This window comes from Leptolyngbya sp. Cla-17 (genome assembly GCF_016807185.1).
In the GTDB taxonomy this organism is placed as follows: Bacteria; Cyanobacteriota; Cyanobacteriia; order Leptolyngbyales; family Leptolyngbyaceae; genus ULC077BIN1.
Window position 1 is genome coordinate 607,843 of sequence record NZ_JAEVYN010000001.1, and the last position, 21,220, is coordinate 629,062.

The 21,220-nt window shown below is 47.9% G+C and carries 19 protein-coding genes and 1 tRNA gene; 7 read left to right on the plus strand and 13 right to left on the minus strand.

Features of this window, described 5'->3' with window-relative positions:
* Nucleotides 1-133 precede the first annotated feature (133 nt).
* Nucleotides 134-835 carry a ribulose-phosphate 3-epimerase gene (rpe, locus tag JOY44_RS02860; protein ID WP_171572228.1) on the plus strand — a complete coding sequence of 234 codons (702 nt, stop codon included), beginning with the start codon at nt 134-136 and terminating at the stop codon, nt 833-835.
* Between the two features lie 101 nt (nt 836-936).
* Here rpe and JOY44_RS02865 read toward each other — a convergent pair whose 3' ends face one another.
* A complete protein-coding gene (locus tag JOY44_RS02865; protein WP_171572229.1) occupies nt 937-2,907 on the minus strand; it encodes a glycoside hydrolase family 10 protein in 1,971 nt (656 codons plus the stop codon).
* Between the two features lie 100 nt (nt 2,908-3,007).
* Nucleotides 3,008-3,514: a bifunctional nuclease family protein gene (locus tag JOY44_RS02870; RefSeq protein ID WP_171572230.1), complete on the minus strand. Its 507-nt coding sequence runs from the start codon at nt 3,512-3,514 to the stop codon at nt 3,008-3,010.
* A gap of 381 nt (nt 3,515-3,895) precedes the next feature.
* Here JOY44_RS02870 and ribE point away from each other — a divergent pair, with 381 nt between their 5' ends.
* On the plus strand, nt 3,896-4,585 hold the full coding sequence (gene ribE / locus JOY44_RS02875) for a riboflavin synthase (protein WP_171572231.1): 690 nt from the start codon (nt 3,896-3,898) through the stop codon (nt 4,583-4,585).
* An 89-nt stretch (nt 4,586-4,674) separates the two neighbouring features.
* Here ribE and JOY44_RS02880 read toward each other — a convergent pair whose 3' ends face one another.
* Nucleotides 4,675-5,829 carry a M23 family metallopeptidase gene (locus JOY44_RS02880; RefSeq protein ID WP_171572232.1) on the minus strand — a complete coding sequence of 385 codons (1,155 nt, stop codon included), beginning with the start codon at nt 5,827-5,829 and terminating at the stop codon, nt 4,675-4,677.
* A gap of 295 nt (nt 5,830-6,124) precedes the next feature.
* On the opposite strand from JOY44_RS02880, the gene pgeF reads away from it, so the two are divergent.
* The 4 genes from pgeF (at nt 6,125) to JOY44_RS02900 (ending at nt 11,865) form a co-directional block, all read left to right on the plus strand.
* Nucleotides 6,125-6,919, plus strand: a complete 795-nt coding sequence (gene pgeF / locus JOY44_RS02885; RefSeq protein ID WP_171572233.1) for a peptidoglycan editing factor PgeF — start codon at nt 6,125-6,127, stop codon at nt 6,917-6,919.
* Between the two features lie 180 nt (nt 6,920-7,099).
* A tRNA-Asn gene (locus JOY44_RS02890) sits at nt 7,100-7,171 on the plus strand.
* Between the two features lie 85 nt (nt 7,172-7,256).
* Nucleotides 7,257-8,441, plus strand: a complete 1,185-nt coding sequence (locus JOY44_RS02895) for an aminotransferase class V-fold PLP-dependent enzyme (protein ID WP_171572234.1) — start codon at nt 7,257-7,259, stop codon at nt 8,439-8,441.
* Nucleotides 8,442-9,201: 760 nt separating this feature from the next.
* Entirely contained in the window at nt 9,202-11,865 is a 2,664-nt protein-coding gene (locus JOY44_RS02900) for a hypothetical protein (protein ID WP_171571753.1), read from the plus strand.
* A gap of 15 nt (nt 11,866-11,880) precedes the next feature.
* On the opposite strand, the gene arsH is transcribed toward JOY44_RS02900, so the two are convergent.
* The 6 genes from arsH to JOY44_RS02930 form a co-directional block, all read right to left on the minus strand.
* Nucleotides 11,881-12,516: an arsenical resistance protein ArsH gene (gene arsH, locus JOY44_RS02905; protein WP_242541706.1), complete on the minus strand. Its 636-nt coding sequence runs from the start codon at nt 12,514-12,516 to the stop codon at nt 11,881-11,883.
* Nucleotides 12,509-12,985 carry a dual specificity protein phosphatase family protein gene (locus JOY44_RS02910; RefSeq protein ID WP_171572236.1) on the minus strand — a complete coding sequence of 159 codons (477 nt, stop codon included), beginning with the start codon at nt 12,983-12,985 and terminating at the stop codon, nt 12,509-12,511. Before JOY44_RS02910 ends, arsH begins: the two co-directional genes overlap by 8 nt.
* Nucleotides 12,986-12,987: 2 nt before the next feature.
* The gene (arsC, locus tag JOY44_RS02915; RefSeq protein WP_171572237.1) at nt 12,988-13,383 is read right to left on the minus strand and encodes an arsenate reductase, glutathione/glutaredoxin type; all 396 of its coding nucleotides are present in this window, start codon (nt 13,381-13,383) and stop codon (nt 12,988-12,990) included.
* Nucleotides 13,384-13,409: 26 nt separating this feature from the next.
* On the minus strand, nt 13,410-14,474 hold the full coding sequence (gene arsB / locus JOY44_RS02920) for an ACR3 family arsenite efflux transporter (protein WP_171572238.1): 1,065 nt from the start codon (nt 14,472-14,474) through the stop codon (nt 13,410-13,412).
* 21 nt (nt 14,475-14,495) lie between these two features.
* Nucleotides 14,496-15,560 carry a PstS family phosphate ABC transporter substrate-binding protein gene (locus tag JOY44_RS02925; protein ID WP_171572239.1) on the minus strand — a complete coding sequence of 355 codons (1,065 nt, stop codon included), beginning with the start codon at nt 15,558-15,560 and terminating at the stop codon, nt 14,496-14,498.
* Between the two features lie 173 nt (nt 15,561-15,733).
* Nucleotides 15,734-16,051, minus strand: coding sequence for an ArsR/SmtB family transcription factor (locus tag JOY44_RS02930; RefSeq protein WP_171572240.1), 318 nt, complete (start codon nt 16,049-16,051; stop codon nt 15,734-15,736).
* A gap of 280 nt (nt 16,052-16,331) precedes the next feature.
* Here JOY44_RS02930 and JOY44_RS02935 point away from each other — a divergent pair, with 280 nt between their 5' ends.
* Nucleotides 16,332-17,642, plus strand: a complete 1,311-nt coding sequence (locus JOY44_RS02935) for a PQQ-dependent sugar dehydrogenase (RefSeq protein ID WP_197984913.1) — start codon at nt 16,332-16,334, stop codon at nt 17,640-17,642.
* A 98-nt stretch (nt 17,643-17,740) separates the two neighbouring features.
* Here the strand turns inward: JOY44_RS02935 and JOY44_RS02940 are convergent, their stop codons facing one another.
* The 4 genes from JOY44_RS02940 to JOY44_RS02955 all read right to left on the minus strand — a co-directional run bounded on the left by JOY44_RS02940 (nt 17,741) and on the right by JOY44_RS02955 (nt 21,066).
* Nucleotides 17,741-18,727 carry an aldo/keto reductase gene (locus JOY44_RS02940; protein ID WP_171572242.1) on the minus strand — a complete coding sequence of 329 codons (987 nt, stop codon included), beginning with the start codon at nt 18,725-18,727 and terminating at the stop codon, nt 17,741-17,743.
* Nucleotides 18,724-19,290: a MerR family transcriptional regulator gene (locus JOY44_RS02945; protein WP_171572243.1), complete on the minus strand. Its 567-nt coding sequence runs from the start codon at nt 19,288-19,290 to the stop codon at nt 18,724-18,726. Before JOY44_RS02945 ends, JOY44_RS02940 begins: the two co-directional genes overlap by 4 nt.
* A gap of 178 nt (nt 19,291-19,468) precedes the next feature.
* The gene (locus tag JOY44_RS02950; RefSeq protein ID WP_171572244.1) at nt 19,469-20,242 is read right to left on the minus strand and encodes a hypothetical protein; all 774 of its coding nucleotides are present in this window, start codon (nt 20,240-20,242) and stop codon (nt 19,469-19,471) included.
* Nucleotides 20,239-21,066, minus strand: coding sequence for a pentapeptide repeat-containing protein (locus JOY44_RS02955; RefSeq protein ID WP_171572245.1), 828 nt, complete (start codon nt 21,064-21,066; stop codon nt 20,239-20,241). Before JOY44_RS02955 ends, JOY44_RS02950 begins: the two co-directional genes overlap by 4 nt.
* Between the last annotated feature and the right edge of the window lie 154 nt (nt 21,067-21,220).

Here is a 21,220-nt window from a genome sequence, read left to right on the forward strand (position 1 = left end):
TTACTCTCAACCCATCAGTTTGTAAGAGCAGGATCGTGGCACAATCCTTTGTAAAGGCTTGATAAGCAGCTTGTCAGAAGTTTTCAAATTGTTAAAATAACTACATTCCAGGACGCAGGAGATAGAGACCACCATGACCCCGACCACATCCCAGAAAGCGATCGCGATCGCCCCTTCCATTCTGTCGGCAGATTTTAGTCGGTTAGGAGATGAAATTCGTGCCGTAGATGCGGCGGGTGCAGATTGGATTCATGTGGATGTGATGGATGGTCGATTTGTGCCGAATATCACCATTGGTCCATTAATTGTGGATGCCATTCGCCCAACCACCCAAAAGCCGTTGGATGTGCATTTGATGATTGTAGAACCAGAGCGCTATGTGGCAGATTTTGCGAAAGCCGGAGCCGATCATATCTCGGTACATGCAGAATCAAGTTCTACAATTCATATCCATCGGGCATTGGGACTAGTTAAAGAATTAGGCAAAAAGGCGGGTGCTGTACTCAATCCGGGTAGCCCCTTGGAACTGCTGGAGCCAGTATTGGACCTGTGCGACATCATCTTAATCATGAGTGTGAACCCTGGATTTGGCGGTCAGAGCTTCATTCCCTCATCGCTGCCCAAAATCCGCAAGCTACGCCAAATGTGCGATGAGCGGGGTCTTGATCCTTGGATTCAAGTGGATGGCGGTTTGAAGGGTAACAATGCTTGGCAGGTAATTGAAGCGGGGGCAAATGCGATCGTGGCTGGGTCTGCGGTATTCAATGCGCCAGATTATGCAGCGGCGATCGAGAGCATCCGTCACAGCAAGCGCCCTGAACTCGCGGCTGTGTAGTTGTAAGAGTGACGGTGTGAAAAAAGCAGACAGCCTTTTACAGACTGTCTGCTTTTTCATTTTTCAGTTCCACTGAATCTGCTTTCACATCACACAAAAAACTAAGGCAATGTGGCTGGAGGAACCCAACCGCGCACAAGATTAGGGCGAGTAACCGTCGGAGCAAACAGCATTTGAAAGGAGGACTTACGCTCCTGGGAAGGTTCGTTGCTCAGGTTCCACATCGTCTCATAGAAGAAAAAGGACATGCCGGAAAAGCCGCGATCGCGGGCAATTTGAATTTTCTGCTCAATAATACTCATTGGCATGGGCTTATTCTTCAGTCCCGTGAGTACTCCGATTGCAACAGGAACGTGCTTCTTCGCCTCTTGCACTTCGGCTTGCGCAAGCTCCGAGATGAACCCAGTCGGATCGGTGCGATAGGCTTGCAGCAAGATTTCTTCTACATAGCCCAATCGCCGCCAGGTTGACCAATCTTGCAGATAATTTTCGTAGGAAAAGATTTGCGAATTGGGTGATAAAGAAACAGTGGCGTAGGGTTTGCGGGCTTTAACAAGGGCAAACACCCGCCCCATAAATTCTGTAATTTTGTTTGCCCGCCACCGCAGCCACTGCGGATCTTTGGCATTCACAGGCGGCTCTTTACCAGGGTTTTCTTTTTTGTAAAGCTCTATGGTGTAGTCGTCATAGCCAAACTCAGAGGGCAATCCCATGTGATCATCAAACTGGATGCCATCTACATCATATTTAGAAACGATTTCGTCTACTAAATTCAAAATAAACTGCTGCACTTCGGGCTTAAAGGGATTAAGCCAAACGCGATCGTATTCGCCTTCTCTCCACACCTTGGAGCCATCTTTGCGCTGGGTCAACCATTTAGGGTTTCGTCTCACCAGCTCAGAATCGGCAGGAGCCATAAAGCCAAACTCGAACCAGGGCATAATGGCGATCTTATTTTGTCGCCCTAGTTGCACCAGTTCTGCCAATGGATCGCGTCCTCGCAGTCCGGGTTCGCGGGGGTCGATCGCCGCTCCTGTAACCTGGCGCATAACCTGACTGGGATAGAGCGTGTAGCCCCAGTTCCACACAACTGGATAAACTGTATTGAATTTGAGCGTTCCTAGTTCTTCAACAGCGCTGCGAAGCAGTTGAGGATTGAACAACACCTGGCTATCAATATTGGTCAGCCAGACTCCACGAATTTCTTGGGTAGGAAAACTGGGCCGTGGCAGTGAAGGCAGCGGTGGGCGACTCGTGCCAGGATTGCCGATGACGGGCACTACCACAACGGGCAATCCAACAGGCGTGACAATACCCCCTCCGGTTCCCGGTTTAACTGCCACGGGTGGCAGTGGTTTCGGTGTTGGCGCAGCCTCTCCTGGGGAGAATCGCGTGGCAATAAACCGCATAGGTACCAGGGCTGTGGTGCTTGGCATCGCTTGACACACTGCTGCTGCAAGCTCAGCGCGGGTAATTGGCTGATTTGGGTTGAACCGTTTAGGGTCGGGCTGATTGATAATTAAGCGATTTTCTAATGCGGCGGCAACAGCGGCTCTGGTGTAGTCTGGCACTGTTCTACCGTCTTTAAAGGCGGCTCTCAGATTTTTAGATTCGGGTTGCTTTGCGGTGTAGCGCAATCCTGCTGCTAATCCACCAAAGGCTTGCGATCGCGATATCCAATCACCTGGTCTAAACTCATCACGTCCTTCTCCTAGCCAAAAGCCGCTTCGCTGAATATATTGAATCGCTTTAGCATTCGGATTATCGGGTCGCACATCCCGAAAAGCAATCGGCTTTTGGCTTTGATTGATCGCTGGAAACGCCCGCTGCACCAGTGCTGCATACTCTGCCCGCGACACGACTGCATTGGGGCGAAACAAACCATCTTGAGAGGGAGAAACAATTTTTTTGCCTGCAAGCGCAGTCATGCATTGCTGCGCCCAATGCCCTTGCAAATCGATACCCTGAACCTGAGCGATCGCAGATGCTTGAAGTGTCAATATTGACCCCAAGGATGTTAGGGGTAAAACCAACCATGCAACGGTAGATTGCCAACGATAATGCTTAGACATGGATGCCATATTCTCAGAACGCCATACTTTACCCAAACTCAGGTAAAGCCCACCGCTCAGGAAAATTTTGTACGTTAGTGTGATTTATTTTGAACAAATTTTATTGAGCTTCTTCGCTGCTAAACTTGCCGCGCTGAGTGAAATCTTCTGGACGAAGACTGGAAATGAAATCGCGAAACTCCTGCCGCTCGGCTTCGTCGGCATCGCGGTCAACGGGAATGGAGGCATCGGCGATGACTTCTTCTAACACCCAAATGGTGCAGTTAGTCCGCAGCGCCAAGGCGATCGCGTCACTCGGACGGGCATCAATTTCTTTTTTCACATCTCCCTGAACCACCGTCAGTGATGCATAGAAGGTGTTGTCTTGCAGGGAATGAATCACAATTCGTTCTAGAGTCATATCCCATGCTTCTAATAAGTTAACCAACAGGTCATGAGTTAGCGGGCGAGGAGGTGCCTGATTCTCAATCGCGTTGATGATCGCTTTTGCCTGGTCGTTTCCGATGTAGATAGGTAGCGCTCGGCGTTCGGTGAAATCTCTCAAAAGCACAATTGGACTGCGTGTTACCGCATCCAACGCAATTCCAGCGACTTTCATCTCAATCATCGTTTTAGCCTCTAGAACACCTGAAACGAAATCTAAACCAGCGGAGAAGCAATCAAAGGAACTCTAATCTAGTACATTCTTGATCATAAGAGTAGACAACTGCCTAGAACCCTATGAGATTGCTAGCCAAGGATGGTATTTCAAGCTTGGTTAGAGGCGTCGATTTCTCAGCAGCTATGCAATCAGCGACCCGGCAAGCTAGGTGAACCCGCTATACAATAGCGATATCTCCATGACATTTAGTATGCCCTGATTGATGGCTAAATCTCATTGCTCCATGCGCTAAATTTTACAGTTGCAAAATTCTGTAATAATCTGCGAACTGCGAACTTTGCGTGATTGACCAACCATCTAGTAGTCCGATCTCACCCTACTACACCCATGTTTACAGGATTAGTTCAAGGATTGGGAACTTTGCAGTCCATCGACTCAGATAAATTACGAATCACCTGTTTGCCCCCATCGTCCGAATTAATCATGTTGGATCTGGCGCTGGGAGACAGTGTTGCCGTCGATGGCGTATGCCTAACCGTCGTAGATATTTTGTCGCAGGGGTTTATTGCCGTGGCATCGCCAGAAACTCGCGATCGCTCCACGTTAGGTTCTGGCGCACAGTACGTCAATCTAGAAACCTCATTAAAAGTGGGCAGCAAGCTGGGCGGTCACTTTGTCACGGGGCATGTAGACGGCACGGGCACTCTAAAATCTGCGGTTCAAACCGCCACTTCCTGGGAAATGATATTCAATACTGCCTCGGCTCAAGTTGCTCGCTATATTCTTTCCAAAGGCAGTATTGCTGTTAACGGCATTAGCTTGACCGTTGCCGACTGTAACCCTGAAGGCAGTTGCTTTATGGCAGCCGTAATTCCCCTCACCTATGCCGAAACCAATCTGCAATATCTTGTACCGGGTAGCCTGGTGAATTTGGAAGGCGACATTTTGGGGAAGTATGTCGAAAAATTTCTGCGTTTGGGAGCTGCGTCTCCTGAGGATCTGGGTTGGGATAGTCAAGTGCCACGATCGCTAGAAAATATGACTTCAACCTTTTTAGCAGAGCATGGGTATTTGTAGCTGTGCGATTCCCATAAAAATACCCGCGAAAAGCTTTGCTAACGTTTCACGAATCGCCATGCAATCGATCAATTACAAGGTCAAGTTCCTTACAAAACGCCTTCAATGCCAGCATTAGCTTTGGCAGATTGGGTAGGAGCCTGAGCAAAGTCTAAAGACCGCACCAACTGCGCAAGGGCATATTCCAACTGAGAGCCTGCATCGAGTACTACCCAGCCTTCTGTCGTCAATTGGCGAAACTCAAAGTGGAGGTGAGGTCCGGTAGAATTTCCGGTGGAACCGACGCGACCAATCACATCGCCTTGCTTAACAACTTCTCCAGACTTCACAAAAATTTCTGACAAATGGGCGTAGAGGGTTTGTGCGGTTCCCTTGTTATGATCGAGCGCCACAGCTAGCCCATAACCACCCAACAGATCCGCGAGAACAACTTGTCCAGCATAGGCTGCCAAAACGGGCGTACCCATGGGTGCAGCCAGATCTGTGCCGCTGTGAAACCGAGCATCGCCACTAATAGGATGCATCCGCCAGCCAAAGACCGACGAAATGGCGGCTGGAATAGACAGTGGGAATAAAAGCTGAATGTTGCCGTTCCCCAATTTGGCAGGTGGGCGCATTGTGCGGCGATAGTAGTCTTGAAGCGAAGGAGTGCCAGGATTTATCCCGGTGACGGTAGCAACAAGAGTGCTGACTTGAACGGCAGGAAGACTAGATAGCTGACTGGCTGTCGTTTCCCCATTCACAGCAAGTTGTCCTGAACGGAAGGGTTGTGTAGTTGCATAACCGCGATCGCCCCCAGAGGCTCCCCCACAAAGCCCATCAGGCACCTGACCAGACCTTACAGTTGCCTGACAGCCCGACGATCGCTCCGAAAAAATGATAGCGCTAGGAGCAGTATAGGTTTCAGTGGTTTGAGTTGAGCGGCTGGACGGTGCAACGGCAGCGGGCACGACAACAACCGGGGTTTGATATTGAGGAACCGCTGGAGATGGAGCCGAAAATTCACTGGGGAACGATTCAGGAGCCACTGGTGGAGTCACCGGAGCAATGGGAGTCGTTTCAACGGGAGCGGTGACGGGTTGAGGAGCGGGTGCTGCTGAAAAGGGATCGCTTGTGGGGGTTTGCGCGATCGCCATTCCGCCACTGAGCGCACTCACGCCACCAATCCATGCTATTCCTTGCATCAGCCAAAAGCGGCTGGCAGCTAGCTGATGGATAGATTTGCCCGTTTTTTTATCTGTCATTATTTCAGCTTCCGAGACAACACGCTCACACCAGACTGTCGATCTTCCAGGGTACAAAGTTCCGATGCTGCCATCAAAACACTCCAGTAAATCTTACGGCGAACAGCCCAAATTGATTGTACCTGGCTTTAGTCCATCTCTGTGGAGCAACTATCCTGCATCCCTTGCCCTATAGGGATGTGAATGGGATTTAACTGAATTCGAAATTCGCTCCGATAATAGTCGCAATGCCAACGATGATGTCAGGCTGCTGTAGCATAGACTCGCAACCTTGATGGCACATCATTAATTTATTATGCATACCTGGCAGTGGCGCACCTGGAATGATTCCCCTTACCTTACTTGCAGTGTTTTAGAGTCCTGGAAACACGGCTTTTTTACCCAGCAGTGTCATCCTCGCTTGCCAGAGGAACTAACGCAGGGTCTGCAACCCTCTGCTGCGTCGTATCGAGTGAAGCAGGTCCATGGCAACGTTGTTCTCATCCCTTCTCAGATTGAGACAGGCAACCAGAACAACGTAAATGCACTGGAACCGCCTGCCGCCGATGGATTGGTCACAGAGCAGGCTAATCAGGCGGTATGGGTGTGCAGCGCTGACTGTACACCTGTGTTGATTGCGGATGCAGTCACGGGACAGGTTGCCGCTGTCCATGCGGGATGGCGTGGAACAGCACAAAAAATTGTGCCTGAGGCGATCGCTCGGTTGCAGTCTCAGGGCAGTCACCTGGAAAACTTACGGATTGCCATGGGTCCCGCAATCTCAGGAGAAGTCTATCAAGTATCTGAACACGTGGCGGCACAGGTGGGAGCCACGATCGCCCCGCTTGACTTAAGCAATTTACCAGACGCGATCGCCGATTTACGCCAAATGCCCCACTCTCCAATCTTCGACGACCCAGAACCCGGACGCGCAAGGCTAGATGTGCGCCAAGTCAATGCTCTTCAGCTAGCCCAATTAGGCATTAGCCCCGACCAAATTGCGATCGCGCCCCACTGCACCTATCAGGAACCCAGCCATTTTTTTTCCTATCGCCGCAGCCGCGAAAAGAAAGCCCAATGGTCAGGGATTGTGAGTAGGGAGGTTTTGTGAGTCCTTCGGACTGGCTTTGCTAACGGGCAGTGTCTCTGTAAGAGATAGTTTGAGTTTGATTGCTGAACTGTCTTTCTAAAATTGGCAACCTTCGTCGATTTGCTATTCCCCTAAACCCTATTTTCTAAAAAGCCTTGTCAAAATGAGTCACTTGTCGGTAGGATAAGAAGCGCGCTGTAATCCTCAGTAGCTCAGTGGTAGAGCGATCGACTGTTAATCGATTGGTCGCTGGTTCGAATCCAGCCTGGGGAGTTTTAGATAAGTTTATAGGCTGTCAGCAGTCGGTTGATGACTTGCTTAGCCCAACCGCTGTATTGGATTGAGGAGCTTTGCTGAAATGGCAGTGAATCGGCAAGTCATTAACGCCCAGCAGTCCTTTGCCCGCTTTTGGTCACTTGATCCGGCGATCGCATTTCTCAATCATGGTTCCTTTGGAGCCTGCCCCATTGCGGTTCTGGACAAACAGCAGCATTATCGCCAGCAGATGGAACGGCAGCCGCTCCAGTTTTTGGGGGTGGATATTGAGCCGTTATTGGATGAGGCGAGGTCAGCTCTAGCGCCTTTTGTTGGTGCAGATGCAGCTGATCTTGTTTTTGTGCCCAACGCAACAACAGGTGTAAATGCGGTGCTGCGATCGCTCAAGTTTCAGCCGGGGGGAGAACTACTAACGACCAATCATGAGTACAACGCCTGTCGCAACGCACTGGACTATATTGCTGAGCGGGAAGGGTTGAAAATTGTCGTTGCAGAAATTCCCTTTCCGCTAACCTCTTCTAGCCAAATTTTGGCAGCCGTTGTGAGTAAGATTTCTAGCCGAACTCGGTTAGCGTTGCTCGATCATGTTACCAGTCAAACAGGGTTGGTGTTTCCTTTGGCTGAACTGATTCAAGAATTCAATCAGCGCGGCATTGAAACCTTAATTGATGGTGCTCATGTGCCGGGAATGCTACCACTGAATTTGCGCAAGTTGAATGCCACTTATTACACTGGTAATTGCCACAAATGGCTCTGTTCGCCTAAAGGAGCCGCGTTTTTGTATGTGCGGCGCGATCGCCAGCCCAACATTCGTCCCCTGACCATCAGCCATGGTGCCAATGCCGATCGCCCCAACCGCAGCCGCTTTCACCTGGAATTTGACTGGATGGGAACCGATGACCCGACGGCTTATCTGTGTGTCCCCACAGCAATTCAATTTATGGATTCGTTATTACCCGGTGGTTGGGCAGAGATGATGGCAACTAATCGAGCTTTGGCGATCGCAGCCAGAGAAACACTGTGCGATGCTCTCGATATTTCTCCGCCCTGTCCTAACGAATTGCTCGGCTCACTAGCGGTAGTGCCACTTCCCGATGGAAACTGGCAAACGCTACATGATGCATTGCTCAAAAAGTACCAAATTGAAGTGCCGATTATTCCTTGGGGGCACCCGCTGGGTAGGCAAATTCGCATTTCTGCTCAAATTTACAATCACCCTGCTCAATATGAGTATTTAGCAAAAGCCCTCGTTGAACTATTAAGGTGAAATCTAAACTTTGACTCATCCAGTAAGCCTTGTTCTACCTCGTTAAAGCTCCCAGGTTGAAAATAATTGAGTAACTTGAAGGAATACTTCAGATTATTACAAGACAGCAAACAAAATAAATCTTTAGATAAGGTCGTATTTCTTTGAGAATAAACTTGCCAACCTCTCAAAGGTTTACAAATGGTTGAATATGAGCCATTCGTAATAATTTTTGGTCTTAAAAGATACATGTATCAACGCGTCAATTTCAGTGAAAGTACTAGAGAGCATCCTTCGGACAGATTGCCATCTCTAGTTTCTTTTTTTATCTTGGAAATAACATTTTTGAAACTGATTTAATTTTTGCTGGATCTCACAGCAGTTACTTTAATAAAAATTTAAAAGGTAGCCATGAATACTTGCCCGTGCTGCTCTGCCAAAGTTCTTCGTCATGCTCGTCATGGATCAATTTATTGGTTTTGTCCCCATTGCTGGCAAGAAGTGCCTGACTTGGAACTAGAGATGGGGGTAAATTCTAAGCACGGTTCAGTAATGCCCTCTGTTAAAATCTTGACGGCTACTCGTCGTTAAAGCTGTAGCTTGCCGCATTATAAGGATTTAAATTGATTTTTTGATTAAAGCGATCGCCCCTTAATTCCATGGGGCGATCGCTTTTTCAGTTTAAGTTTATTTAAGACATCATAGTGAGGCAACATTCCTCGCCTATAGTCCAAATGCCTTTTTCTCGGATGGGTGCTGTTTATCGTCGAGGCGTGCTGGTATGAATTTGCCCGTTGTGTTGGATATTGCGATCGGGTTGATATTTATCTACCTGATTTCTAGTTTGCTGGCATCCGAAATTCAAGAACTTGTTTCTACTCTGTTGCAATGGCGAGCAAAACATTTAAGAGAATCTATTCAAAACCTGCTATCGGGTGGGTATGGAACTAAAGATACTGAGCAAATTGGTGATTTTATTGAATCTATTTATAGTGATCCGCTAATTAGAAATATCAACCAAAGTTCAAGAGGACTATTAGGAAATTTAGGTCATACTATTTATCGAACTTTTTATCCTGGGAAAGGCGTTTTCGGAAAAGAATTAACGGGACCTTCTTACATTTCACCAGAAACATTTTCAACAGCACTCTTTGAACAGTTGGGCATGTCAACACTCGTTGATAAGCTAACAGAAATTCGTCTTGAAAAATTCATTTCTCGTATTGTTGGTCTTTATAATCTTGAGGAAATAATTCAAGAAACCGGAGTTAGTAAACACACAATTACGCTTCCGACTGAGCAAGAGTTTGAATTAAAAGATAATTGGGAAAAAGGAAGCATTCGCGTTTTGGCAGGGAAGGCGAAGAATTTAGCCCAACCTCCGAATCAAAGTGGTGCAACGACGATCGCGCTGTTAACTCTGAATAGCTCTAATCACGATTTTTTGGCGCTTGTAGAAGAATATGATGATATCTTGAGGGATTTTAAGACCGGAGAAGCCAACCTAGAAACTTGCGTGGAGCGACTGCGAGAAGCGCTTGAACTATATGTGAATCAAATTGAAGAACTGGTTCAGTCTACAGTGCCAAATGCTTCAAACGAAGAGGTCGGTTTAGCTGATTTATCCCCAATTGAGCGCCAACAGCTTGCCTACTTTAAAAAACGTTTGGAGGCCCTTCGGCTAGGCACCTTTGGCGCTAAGAGTGAGCGCGCGATCGCGGCTGGAAAACTCAAGCCTAGCTTATTAGAAATTGCCGAAATATTTGACCGTACCAGCACCACCTACCAAGAAATTGAAGGTGCCTATCAAGATATTGCTGCCGCTTATCAAGCAGGTACAAAACCAAGCGAAGTTGAGCCTTTTCTCAAAACCCTTACTAGTAAAATTAGTGAACTGATAGGCACTCAAAACAACGATCCGCCCATAACACCAAGCGAACCCTCTAATGTTGGTGTTGCTGCCGCAGAAATAACGATTCCCACCTTAACGATTGCTGAACCTCTCCCATCCACGGCTGACCCAGAGTTATCAGACCCAGCGCCATCAGACTTAGAGTCTAGTAACACTCCGATCCACATCACAGAGATTCCGCCATTCTCTCCCAGCGCGACTCCGCCCATAACCCGGATTCCCCCCACCATTTCAGAACCCCCTATCATTCCACCACCTCCAACCGTTGCCCAAGGTGAATCTATTCCGTCACCCATTCCCGAAGCAATTAGCCCAGGGATGAGTCAATTCACCGAAGCAGACTTACTTAAAACTGAGTACCAAACCTATGTAGAAACAGTATTGAGTAGCCTATCTCCAGCAGAACAAAAAGCCTATCAACAAGCATATAGAGGCTGGAAAATTCATCAGCAAATTGTGTTGAAAGTCACGACCGATCTTGCTGAACAGCTTCAGGCTGAAGAGCGCTTACTTAATCGTCAAAATCAATCCGTCATTGCTCAGCAGCTTCAATCAGAGAATCGGTATCGCAAAGATGAGTATGTGATTCAACCCTGGCAAACAATCGACTTAATCGTCTTGTCGGATTATGTCAAATATTCTCTGGGTAAGCTCTCGAATGAAGAGCGGCAATTACGAATTAACACTGCTCTTAACAAGCTGACTCTTGAGCAGCGTAAAATCTATCGCAATTATCAGTCTTACGACCAAATTCAGGATTTGCTGAGTCGAGTTCCCATACCCGTTAAACAAAGTTTGGCAATTTTGGCGAGACGTGCCCAAACAAAAGTGCAAGGAACTGAAAAGCAAATTAATGAGTTTAGAAATGAAGTATCGGTTTGGTTTGATCGCTCAATGAATCGGGCATCAGGCGTTTACAAACGAAATGCCAAAGGCGTTGCCATTATGATTGGGTTTATCATCGCCATTCTCTCAAATGCCGACACGTTTCATATTATTGGACGGCTATCAGGAGATGACGATTTACGTCATGTGATTACCCAACGGGCTGCCAGTGTGACCCAGCGCTCAGATATCAACACCTCCGGACAGAGCGAGGTGACCCAAGAAAATTTGCGGGCGCTTAAGCGTGAAACCAATGCAGTTTTGCAAGAAATCGCCTTTCCAATTCAATGGACTCCTACCAATTTGACTCAGCAGTTTGATTGTCTGGCTTCTAACCAACCCCAGAATGGCGAAACTCCTGCGGCGCTTAACCCAGACCTGACCGACTTGAATAAATGGAGCAGTTTCTATAGTGCCTGTTTGCCGCCTGGTCGAGCCGTAAGCAATGAATTCAATCTCCCGCTATTTGGCGAGGTTGTGCTGAATCGATTTTTGAGTCTCGCTAGGATCTTGCTTGGCTGGCTAGTCACTGGAATTGCGATCGCAATGGGTGCGCCATTTTGGTTTGATTTATTGAGTAAGCTGATGAATGTCCGCAATACGGGGGCAAAACCTGCTTCTATATCAGACAAGCAACTGTCCAAGTAAATGCCTATCAAATGGCTATGAAGTTCGATTGGCATCGAGGGATTGTTTAGCGGCTTTCTCCTTGCGTTCGCTGTAGCGATCGGTCAGATAATCCACTTGCTCACGTAGCAGCACTGTGAACTTGTAGAGTTCTTCCATAACATCGACCAGGCGATCGCGGTAGGGCGAGTCTTTCATCGTGCCATCGTCGTTGAATTCTTGATATGCCTTTGCCACAGAAGACTGATTGGGAATCGTGAACATCCGCATCCAGCGTCCTAACAATCGCATTGTGTTCACGGCATTGAAAGATTGAGACCCACCAGACACCTGCATCACCGCTAATGTTCTGCCTTGGGTTGGGCGAACGGCACCTATATTGAGGGGAATCCAGTCAATTTGGTTTTTCATCACACCCGAAACTTGACCATGCAGTTCTGGACTCGACCAGACTTGTCCTTCGGACCACAGGCTCAACGCTCGTAGCTCCTGTACCTTCGGATGAGTATCGGGCACGCTGCCATAAATCGGTAGTTCTCGCGGGTCAAAAAACTTGACTTCAGCCCCAAATTCTTGAATGATTCGGGCCGCTTCCTCGGCTGCTAACCGACTGTAGGAGAGATCGCGCAGAGAGCCATATAAAAACAAAATTCTAGGGGAATGCTCAAACATGGTTACTTGGCGATGCTCCTGCCAACTTCTGTAAAAACGTAGTCTGAGCGTCTCGCAATTCGGCATTGGGATTGGCAGTTTGAATCATCTGCATCGCTTCATCAAAAGATGAGCCAGACTGAATCAAGTAAGCCGCCAGCATGGTTCCTGTTCGGCGATTGCCGCTGGTGCAGTGAACAGCGATCGCGTTACCACTTTGGTTGTGTTGATCAACGAAACTCTGCAACTCGTAAATCTGTTCTGAAGTGGGTGCCGTGCCGCCTTTCGTGGGGAGCCATAGGTGCGAAATGCCCGCCTGCTCGTATAAATCTAAGTTCGATGGATCATCCATGACGGAAACGATCGCGCCCACACCTGCTGCTTTCAACTCAGTGAGTTCTGCGGCAGTTGGCTTTCGCACACCCGCCAGTTTGCCTGGAATCACCCACCACAGATTTTCTGCGATCAGTTGAATAGATTGCGCTTCCATATCTATTGCTCCAAACTCTGAATTAGCTGCACAACACGTTCTTTCACTTGATCGCGCACCCTTGGAAAAATTTCGGGTTGTTCCGCTGGATCATCCAATTGCCAATCTTCAAATATCTCTCGTATCACCCATTCACTGGGTAAGCTTGCGCCACAGCCACAAAGAGAAATCACCGCATCAAAATCTTCTGGCTTAAAGTCGCTCAATGGCTTGGAGTATTGATCAGTGATATCAATACCAATCGCTTCCATGGTGGCGATCGCTTCTGGTCGAACTTGACTCGCCTCCAATCCAGAACTGGTGACTGCAATTTTGCCGTTACCAAGGGTTTTGGCAAAGCCTTCTGCCATTTGAGATCGCGCTGAGTTCTTTTTGCAAACAAACATCACCCGTTTCATCGTTGAACGTCTCCTCAGTTCTAAAATTACAGCCTTGGCGATTCCGCAGTTTTGAAGTAGCGCCGTTCAAACCAAAACGCGAGATTGACGAGCGCAATCAACGCAGGCACCTCAACCAACGGTCCAACGACCGCCGCAAACGCCGCTCCAGAGTTGATGCCAAACACCGCCACCGCCACCGCGATCGCCAACTCAAAATTGTTGCCGGTGGCAGTGAACGCTACGCTGGTGGCTCTGGAATAGTCTGCTTTCAGTCGCCATGCCATAAAGAAGCTAATCACGAACATCAGTGCAAAATAAATGATCAGCGGGATCGCGATTCGCACCACATCCAGCGGAATTTGAACAATTTTCTCCCCTTGCAAACTGAACATCACCACGATGGTGAACAGCAACGCAATTAAGGTTATTGGGCTGATTTTAGGAATAAACTCCTCGTGATACCAACGTCTACCCTTAGCTTTTACGAGGAAGAAGCGGGTGAAGAATCCGGCTAGGAACGGAATGCCGAGATAGATGAACACACTCTTGGCAATCTCGGCAATGCTGACATTTACTACACTGCCCTCTAAACCAAATATCGGCGGTAGCACACTCAGAAAAAACCAGGCAAATGGGCTGTAGAAAATCACCTGAAAAATGCTGTTGAAGGCAACTAGCCCAGCCGTGTACTCGGTATTGCCTCGCGCTAAGTCGCTCCAGACCACCACCATGGCAATGCAGCGGGCTAACCCAATCAGGATTAGCCCGACCATATAGTCTGGGTATCCTCTGAGAAAAGCGATCGCCAATCCAAACATCAAGATTGGACCAATTATCCAATTCAGCAGCAGCGACAATCCCAGAATTTTGCCATTGCGAAAGACATCGCCTAGTTCCTCGTATCGCACTTTGGCAAGCGGTGGATACATCATTAAGATCAAGCCGATGGCAATGGGAATATTGGTCGTGCCCACCTGAAACTGATTCACAAATTGCTCAATTCCAGGGATAAAGTAGCCAACCCCCACCCCGATCGCCATTGCCAGGAAGATCCATAGCGTCAGGTAGCGATCAAGAAAAGATAATTGCTTTGCAGTAGATTGAGTCATGCTGATGTAACCCAGTAGTATTTATTTTTTCGCATCTGCTTTTTCGTTTTCTGAAAGCTGAAACACTGCCTGCCGGCGAAGCAGTTCCGAAATGGTCACATTGGGCTGAGGCACTCCCTCAAATACAGTTCCAATTTCGCCCCGTGTGAACTGGATCGTCGCCAGGCGGTAAGCTTCTGCAGGTAGAGCAACATAGCCCACGGTTTGTGAGACCCGTCCAGCGTGAGTTAGGTAATACTCAACAAATGCTTTTAGCTCCGGGTTATCTTGAGCCGTTTTAGAGTTGACGTAGATAAACAGTGGGCGAGAAAACGGCTGATATGTGGCACTGGCAACCGCTTCACGAGATGGCAAAACCGCTCCCTTGCCGCTGTCTACCGCCAAAGCTTTTAAGCGATTTTGGCTAGCTTCAAAGTAAGCAAAGGGAATGTAGCCCAGCGCATTGGAGTCTTTTTCAATTCCTTGCACTAGCACATTGTCATTTTCGCTATCCGTGTAGTCATTGCGGCTTGCTTCTGGGTTGCCTGTGGTGACTTCGTTAAAGTAGTCGAACGTGCCGGAATCTTTTCCAGCACCGAATAAGGTGAGGGGCTTATTAGGATAGGACGCTCGAATTTGATTCCAGTTTTTGATTTTGTCTTCCGCCAAGGGTTCCCAGATTTTTGTCAATTCTGCAATTGTTATATCTTTTGCCCAATCATTTTTCGGATTGACTGCAATGGTTAAGGCATCGAAGGCGATAGGAATTTCAATAAAACCCACTCCTGAGTTGGCACAGACTTTCGCTTCTTGCAGCAAGATAGGGCGGGAAGCATTGCTGATATCCGTTTCGCCTGTACAAAATTTGTTGAATCCGCCGCTTGTACCAGAGAACTTTACATCAACATCGACTTTACTGTTGCTTCGGCTATACTCTTTGGCGATCGCGTCTGAAATGGGATAGACCGTACTGGAACCATCAATTTTGATTGTTTTTGCTGCGGTTGTGTTGGTGTCTGCTTGAGGTTGGGTGCAGGCAGGCAGGAGCGCGATCGCAGCCAATACAACAAGAGAAAATCCATGCTTTGTGGAGAGACTGTTAGTCATTAGAGTGACCTCATCCTTTGCAATTTTTTATAAAGTATTCAAGCGATGCGACTGAGCATCTGAAAGCAATTTACTTAAAGTCCATATTCTTATCATTTCAAATAAAGTTGATTGATAGCGTCTGGCACAACACATCGTTAAAAAAATTCACCTTTAAAAATGATGTGTTGAACTTAGTCCTGACAAGCACGGGCGGGCGCAATCAGGCTAAAGCGGCGATAGTCTGCAAGGTACTGCTCAAGCACAACAAACTGAGACAGATTCAAGCTGTAATAAATCCAGCGACCTTCCTGGCGGGCACGTACTAACTCTGCTTCTTTCAATGTTTTGAGATGGAACGACAGCTTCGATTGGCTCACTTCTAAGCGATCGCACAAATCACAAACGCAGAGTTCTTGTTGCCGCAGCAAATCTAAAACCTTGATCCTCAGCGGGTCGGAAAGTGCATGAAAGCCGTGCGCGATCGCGGGAGAAATGGCTGGTTGTACCATCAACTTTTTTTGAAATGTACTTTAGTCTTACGGATATCTGTCTGTTCGTCAAGCAGTTGAATGGAGAATGGTTGAAGCAGCATCAACTTGTTATTCAAAATCACCTTGAGTAGGGAGGCGATCGTGTCTATCCGGTGGTTGAAGTCTATCAAAAGGCATAGTCTTGACAATCTTTTCTCTGTGGCATGTCAAGTTCAAAGAACATCCGTTAGCGTGAAAGAAAGTTGCTATCCCACTGCCTATGTACCGCTTGTCATTTTTACTGCTTCTAGGATGCACGTTGGCTGCATGTCGTACTGCTGATACCTCCAACGCCACGCTGCCTTCTCCAGAAGCGTCTGTATTGGCTCAGACCGAATCAGCCAATCCCACAAAGGTGGCTCAAACCCCTGCTGCAAGTCTGATTAGAACCCAAACGCTCTCGCCGCAGCCAATCAAGATTACTCCTGAGAGTTTGCCTCAGCCCAACGCCAGCAACAGTGCCTCCAAATCTCCCAACGTGCTACCGATTCCAGCGAATCCGACGTTGCAGGTGCCCGCAGGTTTTGTGGTCAACGTGTTTGCAGAAGGCTTAGATCGCCCTCGTTGGTTAGCGCTAACGCCATCAGGTGATGTGCTGGTGACTGAAACCCGTCAAAATCGAATCCGATTACTGCGGGATGTGAATAAGGACGGGATTGCAGAGGTTAAAAAAACCTTTGCCACCTCCCAAAATGGGGTGGATCTTCCCTTTGGTATGGCATTTAGCAAGAATGATTTCTTTTTGGGAAATAGTGCGGCTGTTTTGAGATTTCCCTACGCCCAAGGTCAAGGGCAGTTGACCGGACGCGGCACAAAGATTACCGACTTGCCGGGGGGCGGCTATAACCAGCATTGGACGCGCAATGTGGTCGTTTCGCCCGACCAAACGAAGCTGTATGTTTCGATCGGGTCACAGTCGAACTTGAGCGAAGAACCGTTGCCTCGTGCCTCAGTGCAAGTCATGCGGCTGGATGGCTCCGATCGCCAGACTTTTGCATCCGGTTTACGGAACCCCATAGGGCTGGCGTTTCATCCCACTACGGGTGCGCTGTATACCACGGTCAACGAGCGAGATACCTTGGGCGATGATTTGGTGCCCGACTACTTTACCCAAATTCAAGCCGGACAGTTTTATGGCTGGCCCTATGCTTATTTGACCCCCGATCGCCTCGATCCCAACCATGTTCAAAATGGGAAGAGCATTCGTCCGGATCTGGTCGCCAAAACGCAAACGCCAGACGTACTATTTCAGGCACACTCGGCTGCGTTGGGGCTTCAGTTTTATAGCGGTCCCACCTTTCCCACAAAATATCGCAACGGTGCTTTTGTGGCTTTCCGGGGTTCCTGGAACCGAGATCAGGGCACCGGCTACAAGATCGTGTTTATTCCCTTTAATAGTGCTGGCAGACCCCAAGGCTACTACGAAGACTTTCTCACGGGTTTTCTGACCAACCCTTCCGGTCCTGATGTGTGGGGTAGACCCGTTGGCTTGTTGACCCTCCCAGATGGCAGTTTATTGCTAACCGAAGAGGCAAATGGGCGGATTTATCGAATTCAGTATGGCAAGTGATAGGAAATGGAGCATAACGAATGGCGATGCCATGTCTCTATAGCCCTTGCTGCCCACCTGTGGGCAGCAAGGGCATTCAAGCGCTAGGATGACAGCCTTCAAAGATTGACACTACTCATACTTTGGGCAGGATAGCGATCGCCAGCCGCAATCCCTTGAGGAGCTACAGCATTGATGCGAGCAAGCTCCTCGGCGGTCAGGGTCACGGTAGTCGCTGCGACATTTTCTTCTAGATAGGTACGGCGTTTTGTTCCAGGGATAGGCACAATGTCATCCCCTTGTACCAGCAGCCATGCGAGTGCCAACTGTCCAGGTGTGATGCCTTTTTCAGCCGCGATCGCCTTTACCTGGTCTACCAATTCCATATTCTTAGCAAAGTTGTTGCCTTGAAAGCGTGGAGATTGATGCCGAAAATCATCTGGGGCAAGGTCATCTGGGCTAGCGATCGCTCCAGTCAAAAAGCCTCTGCCTAAAGGGCTGTAGGGAACAAAGCCAATGTTTAATTCTCGCAAAGTCGGCAATATCTCATCTTCTGGATCACGACTCCAAAGGGAATATTCGGTTTGCAAGGCAGAAATTGGGTGAATCGCTTGGGCACGACGGATGGTAGCAGGTGCCGCTTCAGATAAGCCAAGATACCTGACTTTCCCTTGTTTGACTAATTCTGCCATTGCTCCAACTGTCTCTTCAATTGGCACGGTTGCATCGACCCGATGTTGATAATAGAGATCGATCACATCAACTCCCAAGCGTTGCAATGACGCATCACACGACTGGCGGACATATTCAGGCTTGCCGTTGATGCCCAACCAGCCACCCTCAGCGCTACGGACGTTGCCAAACTTGGTGGCTAATACGACGCGATCGCGGCGATCGTGAATCGCCCTCCCAACTAGCTGTTCGTTAGTGAAAGGACCATACATATCAGCGGTATCAAGAAAGTTAACGCCCAAGTCGAGGGCGTGATGAATCGTGGCGATCGCCTCTTGTTCATCCCTACTGCCATAGAACTCAGACATGCCCATACAGCCAAGTCCTAGTTCTGCAACCTCTAGTCCTTGAATCCCGAGTTTTCTTAGTTTCATTGAGTGACTCCTGTTGTGGTTTTGCTTTGCAATTGTTCGATCAGCCTGGATATGCTTTCTGGATCGAGATGGTGGATTAACGCTTGGGCAGCAGTTTCGACCTCTAAAGGAAAGTGAATTGAATGATGATTTATTCCTGCTTGAACTCTAGATGTTTCGGAAGGGATCGGATGCAATTCGGCTCTATTGGCACTCTCTTTTGCCTCCAGTTCTTTGTAGTAAGCAATTTTCTTTCTAATAATTTCAAGGCTTTGATTCAGCGCTCGCTGGCTGACAATCACTGCATCGTAATGCTCTTCCAACAGCAATCGTCTTTGATGAGCTGTAGAGAGTCCCTGTCGGCGTAGCTCCGCAAACTGGCGCATTTGACGAATGGGCATTTGGGTCGCACGAAGCTTCATCAGAAACTGGACACAGGCAATATCATCGGCTGTAAATCGACGATATCCGCTCTCATCTCGATGAATCGAATCAAGCAGATTCATGCGTTCGTAGTAGCGCAATGTATATGTGCTTACTCCGGTTTGCTGTGCGGCTTCTTGAATCGTGAATGTGCTTTCCATGTCACTAACTCTAAAGGTTAGAGCACACTCTAAGTCAAGCACTATTTTTTGAACAGTCTGTTTAACTGCTGACTGAATGATGAGGTTCAGCGATCGCTGGAAGGCTACCCGCTATTGCATCACCTGAGCGATTCGCGCGATCGCTTGCTGAATGAACAAATAAACTAATTGCCGCACACTAGACTTCTTTAAGCTTGAGAAAGGTATTGATCGTATTTGCCAGGGTCTCACACTCTTGGCGATCGCGGGTCGGTGGCGATAAAGCAATCGACTTCGTTGATATCAACATGAGGCGCACTAAATAAATTGGAGATCGATTGGATATAGGTAGCCGCTTCACTTCAGCATGTTGGGCATCAATTAGCTTGTATTGATTCATTACCTTTGTGTTGAACAATCGATATCGTTTCTCTACTGTTAACTGCCCTGAGGATTGATCGAAATTACACAAGACATACATTGGAATTGCCAAAGCCACACCAATAATCGCCATTCCCGGTATGAAAAAATTTGCCCCAGTGATCAAACCCGCCCAGCGATCGTCCTGTTGAATCTTGAAGTTTTGCTGTTGAGAATTACGAATAAAAGCATTGATTCTGTTTGCAATATCCCTTTGTTCTTCTCGCACCATCAGTCTATGTTTGGCTAGCTCCATCTGCCCCTTAGAGGTGCTCAGCACGACCCCAACTCCATTAGCAGTGACCACACCCGCTTTCATTACCTGTCCAGGAATTAAGGTTATCTCTGTGCCCAATAAACCTGTAACTATGCGCTGACAACTTAGTTGGGCAGATTTAGTTCGCTGGCATCTCAATGTCGTAACGTTGCTTGTAAACGCAGTCAGACCCAACCCAAGGGCAACAAAAGGGATGCTAAACAACACGCCCCAAAGCCACTGTCGATTTGAGTTTTCAACTGTTAGTTGAGTGGATGTGTGCTGGATAATGTTCATTTGATAAATTGAGTGAGTAAACAATTCAATTCACCGGCTCGAAACCCGCGATCGCTGGGTCGTCGATTGTGCTGTTCTGGCTCTAAATACAGATACTCACACTGAGTTGTTGTCAATTGAGTATGCTCATTCATTGACCAATCAAAAATACAAACTCCCGTCAGCAGCGCGAGGGAGAAATCGGTATTTTGCACCTTGGCATGACTAAAGTTGGCATTCGTTAAGTTGGCTTTCCTAAACGATGTGCCAGGACTGCTTTGAATTGATTGCAGCAGCCATTGGAAGATGTGGAAGGTGATGATTGCAAAAATAACCATGATCAGTAACAGGAGTAATCCTTGGGCGCTGCTGCCATCGCTGAGGCTAAAAAGGCTCACAATCAAAAGCCCTATGGTAAATGTAACCATTACTGCAAAGAACCCGGCAGTAGCGATGATGCTTAAGAAATTTACGACTGTTGGAAAGTGAAAGACAATCTTATCTTGTAGAAAGAAATGAGCAATGAAAGCCAAGATTGGGAGCGCACCCAAAAAAAAGTTGACGATTGGGTTGGAGTGATCGCGAAACAAGACATCTGACACGTGAACGGCGATCGCACTAAAGCCAACTAACACAATGGGACCCATGACAGCGGCAATCACCAGACTATTACGCTGACGGAGGCTTTGTCCCATTTCGCAGCCTTCAAAGGTTGCCCCAACTAAGCTGGCTCTGGTAAAGTCGCATCCTCGCAAATTTGATCTACTGAAATCTGCACCATCCAGATTTTGCCCTTTGAAAGAGGAATTTTGTAAGCTTTGGTTCGCATAGTTTTGGTTAGTCATAAATAGTTTGGTTAATCATAAATATTTAGTTAATCACGCCACAAAGTCATCGCACAGAGCGCGATCAATGATCCTTAATGGGTTCCAGCCGTCTTCTTTTGAAGTCGTGATATGCTCCGCAAGGTCGTATGGCAATGCCTTCTGTGGCTCTGTG

Excerpts from the sequence above, each read along its gene's own strand:
- JOY44_RS02865 (WP_171572229.1), bottom strand. The coding sequence starts at position 2,907 with ATGTCTAAGCATTATCGTTGGCAATCTACCGTTGCATGGTTGGTTTTA.
- ribE (WP_171572231.1), top strand. The coding sequence starts at position 3,896 with ATGTTTACAGGATTAGTTCAAGGATTGGGAACTTTGCAGTCCATCGAC.
- JOY44_RS02880 (WP_171572232.1), bottom strand. The coding sequence starts at position 5,829 with ATGACAGATAAAAAAACGGGCAAATCTATCCATCAGCTAGCTGCCAGC.
- arsC (WP_171572237.1), bottom strand. The coding sequence starts at position 13,383 with ATGAAACGGGTGATGTTTGTTTGCAAAAAGAACTCAGCGCGATCTCAA.
- JOY44_RS02925 (WP_171572239.1), bottom strand. The coding sequence starts at position 15,560 with ATGACTAACAGTCTCTCCACAAAGCATGGATTTTCTCTTGTTGTATTG.
- JOY44_RS02955 (WP_171572245.1), bottom strand. The coding sequence starts at position 21,066 with ATGACTAACCAAAACTATGCGAACCAAAGCTTACAAAATTCCTCTTTC.
- arsH (WP_242541706.1), bottom strand. The coding sequence starts at position 12,516 with ATGTTTGAGCATTCCCCTAGAATTTTGTTTTTATATGGCTCTCTGCGC.
- JOY44_RS02940 (WP_171572242.1), bottom strand. The coding sequence starts at position 18,727 with ATGAAACTAAGAAAACTCGGGATTCAAGGACTAGAGGTTGCAGAACTA.
- JOY44_RS02900 (WP_171571753.1), top strand. The coding sequence starts at position 9,202 with ATGAATTTGCCCGTTGTGTTGGATATTGCGATCGGGTTGATATTTATC.
- pgeF (WP_171572233.1), top strand. The coding sequence starts at position 6,125 with ATGCATACCTGGCAGTGGCGCACCTGGAATGATTCCCCTTACCTTACT.
- rpe (WP_171572228.1), top strand. The coding sequence starts at position 134 with ATGACCCCGACCACATCCCAGAAAGCGATCGCGATCGCCCCTTCCATT.
- JOY44_RS02930 (WP_171572240.1), bottom strand. The coding sequence starts at position 16,051 with ATGGTACAACCAGCCATTTCTCCCGCGATCGCGCACGGCTTTCATGCA.
- arsB (WP_171572238.1), bottom strand. The coding sequence starts at position 14,474 with ATGACTCAATCTACTGCAAAGCAATTATCTTTTCTTGATCGCTACCTG.
- JOY44_RS02950 (WP_171572244.1), bottom strand. The coding sequence starts at position 20,242 with ATGAACATTATCCAGCACACATCCACTCAACTAACAGTTGAAAACTCA.
- JOY44_RS02910 (WP_171572236.1), bottom strand. The coding sequence starts at position 12,985 with ATGGAAGCGCAATCTATTCAACTGATCGCAGAAAATCTGTGGTGGGTG.
- JOY44_RS02945 (WP_171572243.1), bottom strand. The coding sequence starts at position 19,290 with ATGGAAAGCACATTCACGATTCAAGAAGCCGCACAGCAAACCGGAGTA.
- JOY44_RS02895 (WP_171572234.1), top strand. The coding sequence starts at position 7,257 with ATGGCAGTGAATCGGCAAGTCATTAACGCCCAGCAGTCCTTTGCCCGC.
- JOY44_RS02870 (WP_171572230.1), bottom strand. The coding sequence starts at position 3,514 with ATGATTGAGATGAAAGTCGCTGGAATTGCGTTGGATGCGGTAACACGC.